General features: G+C 69.1%; 17 protein-coding genes. 12 read left to right on the top strand and 5 right to left on the bottom strand.

Translation table 11 applies throughout. The annotated features are described in order from the left end of the window. Positions 1-578 (top strand): citrate/2-methylcitrate synthase (locus ABDW35_RS17745; RefSeq protein WP_343715209.1); only part of this gene is annotated, 578 nt, incomplete at its 5' end. 203 nt (positions 579-781) lie between these two features. Here the strand turns inward: ABDW35_RS17745 and ABDW35_RS17750 are convergent. Together ABDW35_RS17750 and ABDW35_RS17755 are read right to left on the bottom strand one after the other, a co-directional pair. Then, entirely contained in the window at positions 782-1,045 is a 264-nt protein-coding gene (locus ABDW35_RS17750) for an usg protein (protein WP_343715210.1), read from the bottom strand. A gap of 151 nt (positions 1,046-1,196) precedes the next feature. Next, the gene (locus tag ABDW35_RS17755) at positions 1,197-1,877 is read right to left on the bottom strand and encodes a GntR family transcriptional regulator (RefSeq protein WP_343715211.1); all 681 of its coding nucleotides are present in this window, start codon (positions 1,875-1,877) and stop codon (positions 1,197-1,199) included. Between the two features lie 113 nt (positions 1,878-1,990). Here ABDW35_RS17755 and ABDW35_RS17760 point away from each other — a divergent pair, with 113 nt between their 5' ends. From ABDW35_RS17760 to ABDW35_RS17785, 6 genes are all read left to right on the top strand, one after another. After that, a complete protein-coding gene (locus ABDW35_RS17760; RefSeq protein ID WP_343715212.1) occupies positions 1,991-2,959 on the top strand; it encodes a TRAP transporter substrate-binding protein in 969 nt (322 codons plus the stop codon). Between the two features lie 65 nt (positions 2,960-3,024). Next, the gene (locus tag ABDW35_RS17765) at positions 3,025-3,549 is read left to right on the top strand and encodes a TRAP transporter small permease (RefSeq protein ID WP_343715213.1); all 525 of its coding nucleotides are present in this window, start codon (positions 3,025-3,027) and stop codon (positions 3,547-3,549) included. Continuing rightward, positions 3,549-4,829, top strand: a complete 1,281-nt coding sequence (locus tag ABDW35_RS17770) for a TRAP transporter large permease (RefSeq protein WP_343715214.1) — start codon at positions 3,549-3,551, stop codon at positions 4,827-4,829. The genes ABDW35_RS17765 and ABDW35_RS17770 overlap by 1 nt, the downstream gene beginning before the upstream one ends. Before the next feature lie 140 nt (positions 4,830-4,969). Continuing rightward, complete coding sequence (gene groES, locus ABDW35_RS17775; protein ID WP_034840379.1) at positions 4,970-5,281, top strand: co-chaperone GroES; 312 nt, start codon at positions 4,970-4,972, stop codon at positions 5,279-5,281. A 48-nt stretch (positions 5,282-5,329) separates the two neighbouring features. Next, positions 5,330-6,982, top strand: coding sequence for a chaperonin GroEL (gene groL, locus ABDW35_RS17780; protein ID WP_343715215.1), 1,653 nt, complete (start codon positions 5,330-5,332; stop codon positions 6,980-6,982). A 201-nt stretch (positions 6,983-7,183) separates the two neighbouring features. Next, positions 7,184-8,311: a L,D-transpeptidase family protein gene (locus tag ABDW35_RS17785; protein WP_343715216.1), complete on the top strand. Its 1,128-nt coding sequence runs from the start codon at positions 7,184-7,186 to the stop codon at positions 8,309-8,311. Positions 8,312-8,440: 129 nt separating this feature from the next. Here ABDW35_RS17785 and ABDW35_RS17790 read toward each other — a convergent pair whose 3' ends face one another. Continuing rightward, positions 8,441-9,091, bottom strand: a complete 651-nt coding sequence (locus ABDW35_RS17790) for a 50S ribosomal protein L11 methyltransferase (protein ID WP_343715217.1) — start codon at positions 9,089-9,091, stop codon at positions 8,441-8,443. 125 nt (positions 9,092-9,216) lie between these two features. On the opposite strand from ABDW35_RS17790, the gene ABDW35_RS17795 reads away from it, so the two are divergent. Together ABDW35_RS17795 and ABDW35_RS17800 are read left to right on the top strand one after the other, a co-directional pair. Beyond that, complete coding sequence (locus ABDW35_RS17795; protein ID WP_343715218.1) at positions 9,217-9,384, top strand: hypothetical protein; 168 nt, start codon at positions 9,217-9,219, stop codon at positions 9,382-9,384. Continuing rightward, positions 9,381-9,722 carry a DUF488 domain-containing protein gene (locus ABDW35_RS17800; protein WP_343715219.1) on the top strand — a complete coding sequence of 114 codons (342 nt, stop codon included), beginning with the start codon at positions 9,381-9,383 and terminating at the stop codon, positions 9,720-9,722. The genes ABDW35_RS17795 and ABDW35_RS17800 overlap by 4 nt, the downstream gene beginning before the upstream one ends. A 6-nt stretch (positions 9,723-9,728) precedes the next feature. Here ABDW35_RS17800 and ubiA read toward each other — a convergent pair whose 3' ends face one another. Together ubiA and ABDW35_RS17810 are read right to left on the bottom strand one after the other, a co-directional pair. After that, positions 9,729-10,655 carry a 4-hydroxybenzoate octaprenyltransferase gene (gene ubiA / locus ABDW35_RS17805; RefSeq protein WP_343715220.1) on the bottom strand — a complete coding sequence of 309 codons (927 nt, stop codon included), beginning with the start codon at positions 10,653-10,655 and terminating at the stop codon, positions 9,729-9,731. Positions 10,656-10,737: 82 nt separating this feature from the next. Beyond that, positions 10,738-11,700 carry a helix-turn-helix domain-containing protein gene (locus ABDW35_RS17810; protein ID WP_343715221.1) on the bottom strand — a complete coding sequence of 321 codons (963 nt, stop codon included), beginning with the start codon at positions 11,698-11,700 and terminating at the stop codon, positions 10,738-10,740. 84 nt (positions 11,701-11,784) lie between these two features. Between ABDW35_RS17810 and ABDW35_RS17815 the strand changes: the two genes are divergently transcribed. From ABDW35_RS17815 to ABDW35_RS17825, 3 genes are read left to right on the top strand one after another with little or no spacing between them, the layout of a single operon-like run. Next, positions 11,785-12,468, top strand: coding sequence for a DJ-1/PfpI family protein (locus tag ABDW35_RS17815; protein WP_343715222.1), 684 nt, complete (start codon positions 11,785-11,787; stop codon positions 12,466-12,468). 59 nt (positions 12,469-12,527) lie between these two features. Then, on the top strand, positions 12,528-13,289 hold the full coding sequence (locus tag ABDW35_RS17820) for a 16S rRNA (uracil(1498)-N(3))-methyltransferase (protein ID WP_343715223.1): 762 nt from the start codon (positions 12,528-12,530) through the stop codon (positions 13,287-13,289). A 38-nt stretch (positions 13,290-13,327) separates the two neighbouring features. Next, positions 13,328-14,692, top strand: coding sequence for a glutamate--cysteine ligase (locus ABDW35_RS17825; RefSeq protein ID WP_343715224.1), 1,365 nt, complete (start codon positions 13,328-13,330; stop codon positions 14,690-14,692). Positions 14,693-14,908 lie beyond the last annotated feature (216 nt).

A 14,908-nucleotide genomic window follows, 5' to 3' on the forward strand; every position in this document is an offset into this window, starting at 1 on the left:
ACCGTGGAAAAGACGCGATTCATCTTGCGTCGACAGCGACGCTCGAAGAGGCTGCGCAACTGCTGTGGGACTCGGCTGAAGTGCCGTGCTTTCCCGCGTTCGAATCGCTGCACATTGACGCTTCTGCGAGAGCGCGCGTGTATGCGTCGATGGGCATGGCGGCGGCTTCCTGCAGTGATTCAGGCAATACGCACGACATTGCCGGCATGCACGCCGAAGCGGCTGAACTCGTAGGCCGTCTTGCCAGCGGTTTCGTCGAGCTTGCTTCGGATAAAGGCCCGCTGCATCTGCGTATCGCACGCGCATGGCGCGCCGCGAAGCATGCTGAGTTATTGCGGCAGACGCTCGTGCTGCTCGCCGATCAGGAGTTGACCAGCTCGTCGTTTGCCGCGCGTGTGGCGGCATCGACGGGTGCGTCGCTCGGCGCGTGCATGCTCGCGGGCCTCGCGGCGTTTTCCGGGCCATTGCATGGCGATGCAATCACACGCGTGTATGGGCTGCTCGACGATGCGCATCGTCTCGGCGTCGAAGAGACAGTGCGAAGACCCGCCGCGGCCGTGCGATGCAGGACCCCGTGACCGGATCCCCCCTCCGGGTCACGGGCGGCGGCGGGGCATTATCGCCCCGCCGCCGGCCTGCCCCGGGCCCCGTAAATGCTACTGGCGTGGCCGTCTGATGGCGGTTTCTGCGCTTCCGGTGCTCACGCACCAAAAGTGCGCTGCGCGCCGGGTCTCGAAACCACCACCAGCCGACTCACGCCAGCGCATTTCCGATGGGGCCCTCAGTGCAGGCGGAGTTCGGCGGCGCAGTTCCGCAATTCGCTTGGCCGGATCAGTTCGGTCGAGGCGAGGCGCACGGAATGCAGCCGGCCCTCGATGTTGTGGCTCCAGAAATCCAGGAAGCGATGCAGCTCCGGGAAGCGCGGGGCGAGATCGAGCTTCTGCCAGACGAAGCTCTGCAACAGGCCCGGATGATCGGGCAGGTGGTACAGGATCTCCGCCGTGGTCAGGCGGTAGCCGTGCAGCTGACGTTCCAGATCGGTCATACCTTCACCATCCCTTTCGCAGGCCCGCCTTGACGGGCGGGTCTATGAAGGAAATGTGATGTGGATTCCCGACGTCGGCAAGAGTATATCTAAGTAAATCAATGAGTTAGCAGCAATCCGGCAGGAGTGCTGCCAATCCTTCCGCGGCCGCTCAGGCGAACAGGTCGCGATGCTCGCGCTGCACCGTCGGCAGGGCCCGCAGGATTTCCGACAGATGGGCACGCAGCGCCGCCTCGGCGCCGTCGGGGTCGCGCCGGTCGATCGCCGCCAGGATCAGCCTGTGCTGCTCGATCAGCCCCGGCAGGGACGAGGCCGAGGGCAGTGTCAGATGGCAGACGCGGTCCATATGCGCCTTCAAATCCTCGATCACGGTCCAGGCCGACGGGCAGCCCGCGCCCTCGGCGATCGCGGCATGGAAGGCCTCGTCGGCGCGCTGGAACTCGTAATGCTCGCCGGCCGCGGCCGCCAGCTCCTGTGCCTCGATATGGAAGTCGATGCGGGTGCGCACCCGGGCGTCGAACCGCTCGCAGGCCCGCCGCACCACCGCGCTTTCCAATGATTCGCGCACGAACCGCGCCTCCAGCATCCGTTCGACCGAGATCTTGACCACGAAGGTGCCGCGCCGCGGCAGCACCTCGACCAGGCCGGAGCGGGCGAGGGCGATGAACGCCTCGCGCACCGGCTGCCGCGACACGCCGTAGCGTACGGCGATCTCCTGCTCCGACAGCGGCGCGCCGGGCTTCATCGCTAGGGTGACGATGGCTTTGCGGATCTCCAGCTCGATCAGCCGGGCGATGCTGGTGGTCTGGTCGAGGAGGTCGAGGGGCGCCATGCGCTCAGGCTCGCAAGGGATATTGCGTCAGGTCAAGTACCATACTAGATTACCTATTACCATACTAGATACGGTCCTGATCATACCAGGCCCGGCCAAAGGAGGGGCGTTCCGTGAAATCCATTGCGGCATTGGTCCTGGGGGCGGCGCTGTCGCTGGCCGCCCTTCCGGCTTCGGCGCAGACGCTACGCTCGGCCGACATCCATCCCGACGGCTATCCGACGGTCGAGGCGGTCAAATATCTGGGCGACCTGATGGACCAGCGCACCGGCGGCCGGATCAAGATCCAGGTGTTCAACAACGCCCAACTCGGCGCCGAGAAGGACACGATCGAGCAGACCCGGTTCGGCGTGATCGACATGAACCGGGTGAACACGGCGCCGTTCAACAACCTGGTGCCGGAGACGCAGGTGCTGGGCCTGCCCTTCTTGTTCCGCTCGGTCGACCACATGCACAAGGTGCTGGACGGCCCGATCGGCGACGAGATCCTGATGGCGTTCGAGCCGCACGGCCTGGTCGGCCTCGCCTTCTACGAATCCGGCGCGCGGTCCTTCTACACGACGAAGACGGCGATCCATTCGGTCGAGGACATGAAGGGGCTGAAGCTCCGGGTCCAGCAATCCGACCTGTGGATCGCGATGATGCAGGCCCTCGGCGCCAATCCGACGCCCATGGCCTTCGGCGAGGTCTATTCGGCGCTGGAGACCGGCGTGGTCGACGGCGCCGAGAACAACTGGCCCTCCTACGAGTCCTCGCGCCATTTCGAGGTGGCGAAGCACTTCACCCTGACCGAGCATTCACTGGCGCCCGAGGTGCTGGTGATCTCCAAGATCTCCTGGGACAGGCTGTCGCCCGACGACCAGAAGACGCTGCGCCAGGCGGCCAAGGAGTCGGTGGTCAAGATGCGCGAGCTGTGGGTGGCCCGGGAGAAGGCGTCGGAGGAGAAGGTGCGGGCCGCCGGCGCCGAGATCATCACCCTCGACAAGGCGCCCTTCATCGCCGCGATGCAGCCGGTCTACGACAAGTTCGTCACCAGCGACGCGATGAAGTCGCTGGTCGAGCGCATCCGCGCGGTGCAGTGACGCCGTGATGCCCGGCCGGCACCGTCTTCCGCGGCGCCGGCCTTCTCGCATGGGAGACCGGCCGAATGGCCTCCGTCCTGACCCTGACGCGCCGGACTCTCGGCGTCCTGTCCACCGGCGCCCTGTGGCTGGCCGGCTTCGGCATGCTGGCGATGACCGTCACCGTGGGCTGGCAGGTCTTCGCCCGCTACATCCTGAACGACACGCCCAGCTGGTCCGAGCCGCTGACGCTGCAGCTGATGGGCTGGTTCATCCTGCTCGGCGCCGCGGTCGGCGTGCGCGAGAGCTTCCATCTTGGGCTCGACCTGCTGCAGCAGGTCCTGCCGGCGGGGCTGAACCGGGTGCTGGAGGCGGTGAACCTGCTGCTGATCCTCGGCTTCGGCATCGCCATGGTCTGGTACTCGGTCGAGCTGGCGATCGGCACCTGGACCGCGACCATCCCGGTGCTGGACCTGCCGGGCGGCTTCGACTTCATCCCCCTGATCATCGGCGGCGCCTTGATCGCGCTGTTCGCCGCCGAGCGGTTGTTCGAACAGATGGCCGGCGTCGAGCATGAGGCGGCGGTCGAAGGCGCGCAGGAGCTGGCGTGATGGAGCTGTGGATCCTGTTCGGCGGCTTCACGCTGCTGATGGTCATGGGCATGCCGATCGCCTTCTGCCTCGGCATCTCCTCGCTGGCCACGGTGCTGTATATGGGCCTGCCGCCGGTGGTGGTGTTCCAGCAGATCAACTCCGGCATGAACGCCTTCGCCATGATGGCGATCCCGTTCTTCATCTTCGCCGGCGACCTGATGATCCGCGGCGGCATCGCGGCGCGGCTGATCCGCTTCGCCGCCAGCCTGGTCGGCCACATGCGCGGCGGGCTGGGCCAGGTCAACGTCGTCGCCTCGACCCTGTTCGGCGGCATCTCCGGCTCGGCCGTGGCCGACGCCTCGGCGATCGGCGGGCTGATGATCCCGCAGATGGCGGCGCGGGGCTATGCGCGGGACTATGCCGTCAACGTCACCGCCAACTCGGCGATCATCGCGCTGATGATCCCGCCGTCCAACAACATGATCCTCTATTCGATCGCGGCGGGCGGCAACGTCTCGATCGCCGACCTGTTCACCGCCGGCGTGATTCCCGGCCTGCTGCTGGCGGCGGCGCTGATGGTCACCGCCTATGTCGTCGCCCGCCGGCGCGGCTATCCGTCCGATCCGTTCCCGGGGCTGCGCGCCGTCGGCCGCTATCTGGTGCTGGCGGCGCCAGGCATCCTGCTGATCGGCATCATCTTCGGCGGCGTCCGCTCCGGCGTCTTCACCGCCACCGAAAGCTCCTGCATCGCGGTGATCTACGCCTTCCTGGTGGCGCTGCTGGTCTATCGCGAGCTCGACTGGCGCGGCTTCGTCGAGGCGGTGCAGGGCGCGGTGCGCACCACCGCCATGGTGCTGCTGGTGATCGGCACCGCCGGCGCCTTCGGCTGGCTGATGGCGCTGCTGCAGGTTCAGACGGCGACGGTGCACGCGATCAACGCGATCTCCAGCGACCCGCTGACGGTGCTGCTGCTGATCAATGTGGCGCTGCTGATTCTCGGCACCTTCATGGACATGGCGCCGATGATCATCATCTGCACCCCGGTGCTGCTGCCGGTGGTCAAGGCCTTCGGCATCGACCCGGTGCATTTCGGCGTGATCCTGATTCTCAATGCCGGGATCGGCCTGAACACGCCGCCGGTGGGATCGGTGCTGTTCGTCAGCTGCGCCGTCGGCAAGATCACGATCCGCGAGGCGATGCGCACGATCTGGCCGTTCTTCGGCGCCTCGATCGCGGTGCTGCTGGCCGTGACCTACATCCCCGCCCTGGCACTCTGGCTGCCCGCGGCCTTCCGTTAGGAAAAGAGAATCTTCTCGCGGCTCTTGACCGCTTTTCCCGCTCCCCTTAAATGCGTAGCACTCGCCGGCCGAGAGTGCTAACGACGGCCGGGGCAGGCCCGTAACGCAGATCTCTGAAACAGAGAGAGTGGGAGAGAACGATGCAATTCCGTCCCCTGCACGACCGTGTGCTGGTGCGTCGCATCGAGCAGAACGAGAAGACCGCCGGCGGGATCATCATCCCGGACACCGCCAAGGAAAAGCCCCAGGAGGGCGAGGTGATCTCGGTCGGCGCGGGCATCCGCGACGAGGCCGGCAAGCTGCAGCCGCTGGACGTCAAGGCCGGCGACCGCATCCTGTTCGGCAAGTGGTCCGGCACCGAGGTCAAGCTCGACGGTCAGGATCTCCTGATCATGAAGGAGAGCGACATCCTCGGCATCATCACCGTGAAGAAGTCGGCCAAGGCGGCCTGATCCGCCCCGTCGCCTTCACCGGAATCCCGTTAGACAAGGAATAAAGAGATGGCTGCGAAGGACGTTAAGTTCTCGCTCGACGCCCGCTCCCGCATGCTGCGCGGCGTCGACATCCTGGCCGATGCGGTCAAGGTCACCCTGGGCCCGAAGGGCCGCAACGTCGTGATCGACAAGTCGTTCGGCGCGCCGCGGATCACCAAGGACGGCGTCACCGTCGCCAAGGAGATCGAACTCGCCGACAAGTTCGAGAACATGGGCGCGCAGATGGTGCGCGAGGTCGCGTCGAAGACCAACGACCTCGCCGGTGACGGCACCACCACCGCGACCGTTCTGGCCCAGTCGATCGTCCGCGAGGGCGTCAAGGCGGTTGCCGCCGGCCTGAACCCGATGGACCTGAAGCGCGGCATCGACAAGGCCGTCGAGGCCGTCGTCGCCGACCTCAAGACCCGATCGAAGGTCATCAAGACCAACGCCGAGGTGGCCCAGGTCGGCACCATCTCCGCCAATGGCGAGCGCGACATCGGTGAGATGATCGCCAAGGCCATGGAGAAGGTCGGCAACGAGGGCGTCATCACGGTGGAGGAGGCCAAGAGCCTCGACACCGAGCTCGAAGTCGTCGAGGGCATGCAGTTCGACCGCGGCTACCTGTCGCCGTACTTCATCACCAATGCCGAGAAGATGGTTGCGGACCTCGAGGCTCCGTACATCCTCCTGCATGAGAAGAAGCTGTCGAACCTGCAGGCCATGCTGCCGGTCCTCGAGGCGGTCGTGCAGTCGGGCAAGCCGCTGCTGATCATCGCCGAGGATGTCGAGGGCGAGGCCCTGGCCACCCTCGTGGTCAACAAGCTGCGCGGCGGCCTGAAGGTCGCGGCGGTCAAGGCCCCGGGCTTCGGCGATCGTCGCAAGGCGATGCTCGAGGACATGGCCATCCTGACCGGCGGCCAGGTGATCTCCGAGGATCTCGGCATCAAGCTCGAGAGCGTCACGCTCGACATGCTGGGCCGGGCCAAGAAGGTCCTGATCGCCAAGGAAGAGACCACGATCGTCGACGGCGCCGGCGCCAAGAAGGAGATCGAGGGCCGCTGCAACCAGATCCGCGCGCAGATCGAGGAGACCTCCTCGGACTACGACCGCGAGAAGCTGCAGGAGCGTCTGGCCAAGCTGGCGGGCGGCGTCGCGGTGATCCGCGTCGGCGGCGCCACCGAGGTCGAGGTGAAGGAGCGCAAGGATCGCGTTGATGACGCGATGCACGCGACCCGCGCCGCGGTCGAGGAAGGCGTGGTCCCGGGCGGCGGCACCGCCCTGCTGTACGCCTCGAAGGCGCTGGACAAGGTCAAGCCGGACAACGACGACGAGCGTGTCGGCATCGACATCATCCGTCGCGCCCTGCAGGCCCCGGTCCGTCAGATCGTCACCAACGCGGGCGGCGACGCCTCGATCGTTGTCGGCAAGCTGCAGGACAAGAACGACAAGAACTGGGGCTACAACGCCCAGACCGGTGAGTATGGCGACCTGATCAAGGCCGGCGTCATCGACCCGACCAAGGTCGTCCGCGCGGCTCTGCAGAACGCGTCGTCGGTGGCCAGCCTGCTGATCACCACCGAGGCGATGGTCGCCGAGCATGTCGAGAAGAAGGCTGCCGCTGCGGCCCCGGCCGGTGGCATGGGCGGCATGGGTGGCATGGGCGACATGGACTTCTGATCTCCGGATCAGATTGTCCAAAAGTCGGATTGTGGAGGGGCGCTCTTCGGAGCGCCCCTTTTTTGCCATATCGACCGGCGATGCAAGAACTCGTGGGGCCAGTGCAGTCTTTCGATTGCCGGGCCGAGTACCGGCAACTAAATGATCTGCACGGCCCCGGGCACGACCGCCCGGCCGTCGGAGACGGAAGGGAAGTTCGAGATGACCGCCAGCCAGAAGAGTGCGCCCACCCACCGTGGGCCGATCGCCCGCGCCGCCTTGGCGTTCGCCTCGATCCTGGTGCTCGCCGCCTGCGTGCCCGCCGCGCCACAGCAGACCGCCAGCCTGCCGGCGCCGCAGCAGCCGGCGCCGCCGCCCCCGTCCCCCTTCGTCCAGGCGATGCGCGACGCCGGCGTCAACGTCGCCGTCCCGGCCCGCGGCAAGTTCATCCTGGTCAACATCCCGTCCTATGAGCTGATCGCCTTCCAGGACGGCGCCCCGGTGATCCGCAGCAAGGTCGTGGTCGGCGCCCCGGGGACGTCGACGCCCGAGCTGCTGTCGAACATGTACGCCATCAAGTACAACCCGGACTGGACGCCGACGCCGTCGATCGTCCGCAACGAGGCCAGCGAGTACATTCCGTCGGGCCCGCGCAGCCCGCTCGGCCGGCTGAAGCTCGAGCTCGACAACGACCAGTCGATCTATCTGCACGACACGCCGCAGAAGAGCTATTTCGGCCGCGAGAAGCGGGCGCTCAGCCATGGCTGCGTCCGCGTGCAGCAGGTGCGGGAACTGGCGGCCTGGGCCGACGGCGTCAGCGTCGACGAGATCGACAGCAAGATCCGCACCGGCCGGATGTACACCGAGCGCCTGCCGGAGGAGATCCCGGTCTATATCGGCTATTTCACCCGTTTCCCGGATCAGTTCGGCCAGCCGGTGAACTATCCGGATGTCTACGCCAACAAGGACGAGGCGCGGCGGGCCTATCTGGCCCGTGCCGCCGGCCGCCGCGCCGCCGCCGCGAAGAAGGCGGCCGAGCCCCCGGCCCAGCCGCCAGCCGAGATCCTCCCCGGCCAGGCGACCCCAGGCCAGACGGCGCCGGGCGGCGAGACCACCGCACCGCCGACAGTGACCCCCGGCGTGACCACGATGCCGCCCGCGCCCGGGACCGAGCCGGTCGCTCCGGCGACTCCGGCTCCGGCCGTGCCGGCCACTCCCGCCGCGCCGGCGGCCCCGGCCGTGACCGAGCCGATCGCTCCGGCGACCCCGGCGGCGCCGGTCACGCCGCCTCCGGCGGCGGCTCCGGCCGCTCCGGCGACCACGACTCCGGCGGCTCCGACCACCAACTGAGCCACCCCTCACCCTCCCGGCCCTCGCGGGCCGGGCCCCTCCCTCTCCCCGAGGAGAGGGATCGTCACTTCTCCTCGGGGAGAGGTCGAAATCGCGCAGCGTGAGGGGGAACCGGCCCCGGGTGAAGGCTCAGCCCGCCAGCACCCTCCACACCACGGCCTCACGCACGGCGCGGTCCTCGATCTCGACGCTGGTCGGCACCTGGTGGCGGGCGATCTCCTCCAGCCCGTCCTGCGGCCGGTAGGCGCGGCCGGGATCGCCCAGCAGCACGGTCTTGCCGGCGCCGGCCAGGGTGCGCAGCCAGGGCATGACCCGGTCCGACATCGGCTTCTCGTAGCAGACGTCGCCGGCGGTCACGATGTCGAACCCGTCCAGCGCGTCGCCGATCCGGTCGCCGCTGTCGGCCGCGACCGCGCAACCGTTGGCCGCCGCGTTCAGCCGGATCGCCACCACCGCGATCGGGTCGATCTCCGCCGCCGTCACCGCCGCGGCGCCGGCCCGGGACGCGGCCAGCGCGACGATGCCGGAGCCGGCGGCGAAGTCGAACACCCGCTTCCCGGCCACGCTCTCCGGCCGATCCAGGATATGCCGCGCCACCGCCTGGCCGCCGACCCAGGCGAAGGCCCAGTAGGGCGGCGGCAGGCCGGTGCGGCGCAGCGTCTCCTCGGTCGCCTGCCACAGCGGCGTCACCTCGGTGGCGAGGTGCAGCACCAGTTCGGGCAGCAGCGGCGTGCGGGTCGGCGCCGTGTTGGCGCGGATGAAGGCATCGATGTCGTCCATGGGCGCCCTTCCTATCCTGCAAGGCGGCGTTGAGCCATGGAGTCTTGATGTCGCGCGCCGGATTGCGTGAGACTCGGGGCAATGGCGACGGCGCAGACCGCCGCTGCAGATGAGGAAACGACGAGATGGCGACCCGCCATGCCCCGGCCCGGCCGAAGGACGGCCCGGCCGAAGAGGAGATCGGGGAGTGTAGTTCCCCGCCCTGTTCTCTGCACGAGATCGACCCGGCCTATGCCGGGCTGGACCCGAGGCCGAAGATCAAGCCGCGGAAGCGCGACGAGGCCGGCTCATGATCCGGGTCAAGCGCGTCTACGACCCGCCCGAGGAGGGCGACGGTTTCCGCGTGCTGGTCGACCGGCTATGGCCGCGCGGCCTCACCAAGGACGAGGCCGCGCTCGACCTCTGGCTCAAGACCGTGGCCCCGAGCGACGATCTGCGCCGCTGGCTGCATTCCGCGCCGGAGAAATGGCCGGAATTCTGCCAGCGCTACGCGGCCGAGCTGGATGCCCATCCCAATGCGGTGGCCTTCCTGCGGCAGAAGAGCAAGGACGGCTGGGTCACGCTGCTCTATGCCAGCCGTGACGAGCGGCACAACAATGCCGTCGTCCTGGCCAAGTATCTCGGCGGCTGAGCAAGTTCAGCCCGCCAGCGCCCGCCCGGCGAAGAGCCCGGCCAGAACCAGCAGGCCGAACCAGCGGTTCGAGTTGAATTTGGCCAGGCAGTCGGCCGGCCGGTCGGGGACCAGCGCCGTCACCTGCCAAGCCAGCTGCGCCGCGGCGAGGGCCAGCGGCAGCAGGAAGGGCAGGGGCGCCAGCCCAGCCAGCAGGCCGGAGGCACCGATGCCGAGTACGGTCAGCGCGTAGAAGCCGGCGACCCAGCGCCGGGTTGCGCCGCCGAACAGCCGCGCGGTCGATTTCAGGCCGATGCGGGCATCGTCCTCGATGTCCTGCAGCGCGTAGATGGTGTCGTAGCCCAGCGTCCAGCAGATGCCGGCGGCGAACAGGATCAGCGACGGCAGGGCCAGCTCGCCCGTGACCGCCGTCCAGCCGACCAGCGCCCCCCAGTTGAAGGCCAGGCCCAGGAAGAATTGCGGCCACCAGGTGATCCGCTTCATCAGCGGATAGGTGAACACCACCAGCAGCGAGGCGACGCCCAGTCCCACGGTGACGCCGTTGAACTGGATCAGGATCAGAAAGCCCAGCAGCAGCTGGGCGATCAGGAACAGCACCGCCTGGGTCGGGCTGATCGCGCCGCTGGGGATCGGCCGGGTGCGGGTGCGCGCGACCCGGCCGTCGAAATCGCGATCCAGGATGTCGTTCACCGTGCAACCGGCACCACGCATCACCAGCGCACCGACAGCGAACAGGACGACGTACCAGAGATCGGTCCAGCCGAACCCTGCCGGCCTGGGCGCCATCGCCAGCGCCCACCAGCAGGGGTAGAGCAGCAGCATGACCGGCTTCGGCCGGTCCAGCCGGGCCAGGGTCAGGTAGGGCCGGACGCCGGGCGGCGCCCAGCGGAGCAGCCGGCTCTGAGGCCGGATGTCGGAGGCGGTGTCGGTCATGGTCCTGTCGCCGATGGCGCGCGCTGGCGCATCACTACCGCCGTTGCGGGCCGCGGGCAAAGGCCGAGATGCGGCGGGGCGGTCACGGATGCATCGCCGGCGCCGCCACCCGCCTGCCGCGACGCATCGCCTGTGGCGGCTGGCCGAAGCAGCGCAGGAAGGCCCGGCGCATCCGCTCCGGGTCGCTGAAGCCGACATCGCGCGCCACCGCCTCGATCGGCTCGGCGCCGTCCTCGATCCGAGGCCGCGCCGCCTCGGCCCGCAGCCGCTCTATCGCCTTGGCCGGGGTCTGGCCGGTTTCGGCCAGGAAGGCGCGGCCGAACTGACGCGGACTCAGCCGCGCCGCCTCGGCCAGGCGGTCGACCGGCAGCGGTTCGCGCAGATGGTCGCGGGCGAAGCTGAGAGCGGCCTGGATCCGGTCCGAGGCCGGGGCGAGGTCGAGCAGCGCGGAGAACTGCGACTGGCCACCCGGGCGGCGGTGATAGACCACCAGGGTCCGGGCCACGGCGCGGGCGGCATCGACGCCCAGATCCTCCTCGATCAGCGCCAGCGCCAGGTCGATTCCGGCGGTGATCCCGGCCGAGGACCAGACCGGGCCGTCCCTGACGAAGATCCGGTCAGCCTCGACCCGCACCTGCGGATGCAGGCGCTGCAGTGCCGCCGCCTGCAGCCAGTGGGTGGTGGCGCGCCGCCCGTCCAGGAGGCCGGCCGCGGCCAGCAGGAAGGCGCCGGTGCAGACGCTGGTCACCCGCCGCGCAGTGGCCGTGCCGCGGATGAAGCCCAGCAGCGGCGCCGATCCCAGCGCATCCGCCACTCCGCGGCCGCCGACCGCGACCAGCGTGTCCAGCGGTTCGTCGTCGATGGGCTCGGTCAGCACGGGCAGCCCGGCGGAGCTCGCCACCGCGCCGCCCCGCTCCGAGATCACCCGCAGCCGGTAGGGCGGCGGCGTCAGGTCCCGTGACGCGGTGTCGAAGGCGGCCAATGGCCCGGACAGGTCGAGGATGTTGAAACCGGGAAAGACCAGGAAGCCGATCGTGCGTGCCATGGCGGAAAACGAGGGAACAATGTCATTTCAGACATGAGCCTGCGGGACGATACTGCGACTGTCAATTCCGTCCCGGAGGCCGCCATGGACACCGTCATCGTCTTCCCGATCTATTCCGGCGTGACCCATCTCGACTTCACCGGCCCGCACCAAGTGCTGGCACGGCTGCCCGGCGCCAGGACCGTCGTCGCCTCGATGGGCGGCGAGCCGGTGACGGTCGATGGGCTGACCTTCTCCGGCCTCGCCCGGCTGGAGGAGATCGATCGCTGCGACGTGCTGTGCGTGCCCGGCGGCTATGGCTGCGTCGATGTCATGCGCAGCGAGGCCGCTCTGGGCGAGGTCCGCCGGCTGGCCGCATCGGCCCGCTATGTCACCTCGGTTTGTACCGGGTCGCTGATCCTGGCCGCCGCCGGGCTGCTGGAGGGCAGGCGGGCGGCCAGCCACTGGGCCTGGCGCGACCAGCTGGCCCTGTTCGGCGCCATCCCCGATCCCGGCCGCGTGGTCCGCGACGGCAACGTGTTCACCGGCGGCGGCGTGACGGCCGGCATCGACTTCGCCCTGACCCTGGCGGCCGAGCTGGCGGGCGAGGCCACGGCGCAGGCGATCCAGCTGTCGCTCGAATACGCGCCGGCGCCGCCTTATGACGCCGGCCGGCCCGAGACCGCGGCGCCGGAGATCGTCGAGCTGGTCCAGGCCCGCAACCGCGCCCGCATGCCGGACCGGCAGGCGATCGTCGAGCAGGTGGCGCGGGACCGCCGCCGGGCCTGATCGGCGCGTCCTCCCAAGGACGCGTTGCCGGATGGCCGGCCAGCGGCTAGCGTCCGCGCATGACTTCCGACGCCCTGCCGCGCACCCGCCTGTTTGTCGATGCCCCGCTCGCGGCAGGGCAGCCGGCGCCCCTCACTGACACCCAGACGCACCATCTGCGCGGCGTGCTGCGTCTTGAGGCTGGCGCCGGCGTGCGTCTGTTCAACGGCCGGGACGGCGAGTGGCTGGGGCGGCTCGGCAACTTCGGCCGGAAGGACACCGGCCACGCCATCGCGGACGAGCAACTGCGCCCGCCCGCTTCCGCACCCGACCTCTGGCTCTGCTTCGCCCCGGTGAAGAAGGACGCGATCGACACGGTGGTGGAGAAGGGGACCGAGCTCGGCGCCGCCGTGCTGCAGCCGGCCTTCACCCGCTTCACCGATGTCCAGCGCGTCAATCTCGACCGGCTGCGCGCCCATGCCGTGGCCGCCGCTGAGCAATGCGAGCGGCTGGACGTGCCGGAGGTGCGCGATCCGGTCGGGCTCGACGCCCTGCTGGCCGGCTGGCCGGCGGGGCGGATCCTGCTGGTCTGTGCCGAAGCCGGGGAGGCCCGGCCCCTGGCCGAGGTGGCGGCGGAGGCAGCCGGGCCCGCCGGCCTCCTGATCGGCCCGGAAGGCGGCTTCGCGCCGGCGGAGCTGGCGGCTTTGCAACGTCACGAATTTGTTCGACCGGTTGGCCTCGGCCCTCGTATCCTGCGCGCCGACACGGCGGCCATTGCCGCGCTCGCGGTCTGGCAATCCCTGGCCGGCGACGGGCGCGGCCGGCCGCCGCATCGCGTCTGATACCCCTGTTTTCCATCCCGCCAGCCGAGTTGTCGCCCATGTCCGGTCCCCAGAGCGCCAGCGCCGCACCGATCGAGAGCAAGGCGCAGCTCGTCGACTATCTCGCCGCCGGGTCCAAGCCGCCCGAGGATTGGCGTATCGGCACCGAGCACGAGAAGTTCGCCTTCCGCCTCTCGGACCTGCGGCCGCTGCCCTATGAGGGGCCGGACGGCATCCGCGCCGTGCTCGAAGGCCTGGCCGGCTGCGGCTGGGAGCGGGTGGAGGAGAACGGCAACCTGATCGCGCTGGCCCGCGACAAGGCTTCGGTGACGCTGGAGCCGGGCGGCCAGGTCGAGCTGTCGGGCGCGCCGCTGCGCAGCATCCATGAGACCTGCGCCGAGGTGGCCGACCACCTGGCCCAGGTGAAGCGGGTGGGCGAGCAACTCGGCATCGGCATGATCGGCCTCGGCTTCCAGCCGAAATGGCGGCGCGAGGATATCGGCTGGATGCCGAAGGGCCGCTACAAGATCATGCGCGACTACATGCCGAAGCGCGGCTCGCTGGGCCTCGACATGATGAAGCGAACCTGCACGGTGCAGGTCAATCTCGACTTCGCCTCCGAAGCCGACATGGTGAAGAAGTTCCGCGCCAGCCTGGCGCTGCAGCCGATCGCCACGGCGCTGTTCGCCAACTCGCCCTTCACCGAGGGCAAGCCGAACGGCTTCCAGAGCATGCGCAGCCATATCTGGACCGACACCGACCCCGACCGCACCGGCGACCTGCCCTTCGTGTTCGAGGACGGCTTCAGCTTCGAGCGCTATGTCGACTACCTGCTCGACGTGCCGATGTACTTCGTCTACCGCGACGGCAAGTACATCGACGCCTCCGGCCAGAGCTTCCGCGCCTTCCTGAAGGGCGAGCTGCCGGTCTATCCCGGCCATCTGCCGACGATGAACGACTGGGCCGACCACCTGACCACCGCCTTCCCCGAGGTGCGGCTGAAGAAGTTCCTGGAGATGCGCGGCGCCGATGGCGGGCCGTGGTCGCGGCTGTGCGCCCTGCCGGCGCTGTGGGTCGGGCTGCTCTATGACGGTTCGGCGCTGGACGCCGCCTGGGACCTGGTGAAGGACTGGAGCACCGAAGAGCGGGCGGCGCTGCGCCGCGACGTGCCGCGCCTCGGCCTCGCCACCCCGTTCCGCGGCGGCACGGTGCGCGATGTGGCGCTGCAGGTGCTGGCGATCGCCCGCCAGGGCCTGGCCTCCCGCGCCCAGACCGACGCCATCGGCGGCACCGAGGAAGGCTTCCTCAACGAGCTGCAGCGCATCGCCGACAGCGGCGAGACCCAGGCCTCGGAGATGCTGCGCCGCTACGAGACCGAATGGGGCGGCTCGGTCGACCCGGTCTTCACCGCCTACGCCTATTGATCCGGCAGGTCTTGCCGGAATTTTAGGCAATCTCCCCAGGGCCGCGGCGAATTTTGCTTGCCGTCGATGGCACATCCCTTGCTTGATGGTTTTCGTCGAGCAGGGACGTGCCGGAGGGATGGTGCAGGCATTCGACGAGATGGGCGGGGATCCGGTCCGGTCCCCCTATGCGGCCCTGGCGGATTGGCTGGCGGCGACGCCGGCCTCGGTCTTCGA

It is taken from the genome of Inquilinus sp., assembly GCF_039594555.1.
Taxonomy (GTDB): domain Bacteria; phylum Pseudomonadota; class Alphaproteobacteria; order DSM-16000; family Inquilinaceae; genus Inquilinus.

Bases quoted from the DNA above. Each gene is read 5' to 3' on its own strand.
- ABDW35_RS17750 (WP_343715210.1), bottom strand. From the start codon at position 1,045: ATGACCGATCTGGAACGTCAGCTGCACGGCTACCGCCTGACCACGGCG.
- ABDW35_RS17755 (WP_343715211.1), bottom strand. From the start codon at position 1,877: ATGGCGCCCCTCGACCTCCTCGACCAGACCACCAGCATCGCCCGGCTG.
- ABDW35_RS17765 (WP_343715213.1), top strand. From the start codon at position 3,025: ATGGCCTCCGTCCTGACCCTGACGCGCCGGACTCTCGGCGTCCTGTCC.
- ABDW35_RS17770 (WP_343715214.1), top strand. From the start codon at position 3,549: ATGGAGCTGTGGATCCTGTTCGGCGGCTTCACGCTGCTGATGGTCATG.
- groES (WP_034840379.1), top strand. From the start codon at position 4,970: ATGCAATTCCGTCCCCTGCACGACCGTGTGCTGGTGCGTCGCATCGAG.
- groL (WP_343715215.1), top strand. From the start codon at position 5,330: ATGGCTGCGAAGGACGTTAAGTTCTCGCTCGACGCCCGCTCCCGCATG.
- ABDW35_RS17785 (WP_343715216.1), top strand. From the start codon at position 7,184: ATGACCGCCAGCCAGAAGAGTGCGCCCACCCACCGTGGGCCGATCGCC.
- ABDW35_RS17790 (WP_343715217.1), bottom strand. From the start codon at position 9,091: ATGGACGACATCGATGCCTTCATCCGCGCCAACACGGCGCCGACCCGC.
- ABDW35_RS17795 (WP_343715218.1), top strand. From the start codon at position 9,217: ATGGCGACCCGCCATGCCCCGGCCCGGCCGAAGGACGGCCCGGCCGAA.
- ABDW35_RS17800 (WP_343715219.1), top strand. From the start codon at position 9,381: ATGATCCGGGTCAAGCGCGTCTACGACCCGCCCGAGGAGGGCGACGGT.
- ubiA (WP_343715220.1), bottom strand. From the start codon at position 10,655: ATGACCGACACCGCCTCCGACATCCGGCCTCAGAGCCGGCTGCTCCGC.
- ABDW35_RS17810 (WP_343715221.1), bottom strand. From the start codon at position 11,700: ATGGCACGCACGATCGGCTTCCTGGTCTTTCCCGGTTTCAACATCCTC.
- ABDW35_RS17815 (WP_343715222.1), top strand. From the start codon at position 11,785: ATGGACACCGTCATCGTCTTCCCGATCTATTCCGGCGTGACCCATCTC.
- ABDW35_RS17820 (WP_343715223.1), top strand. From the start codon at position 12,528: ATGACTTCCGACGCCCTGCCGCGCACCCGCCTGTTTGTCGATGCCCCG.
- ABDW35_RS17825 (WP_343715224.1), top strand. From the start codon at position 13,328: ATGTCCGGTCCCCAGAGCGCCAGCGCCGCACCGATCGAGAGCAAGGCG.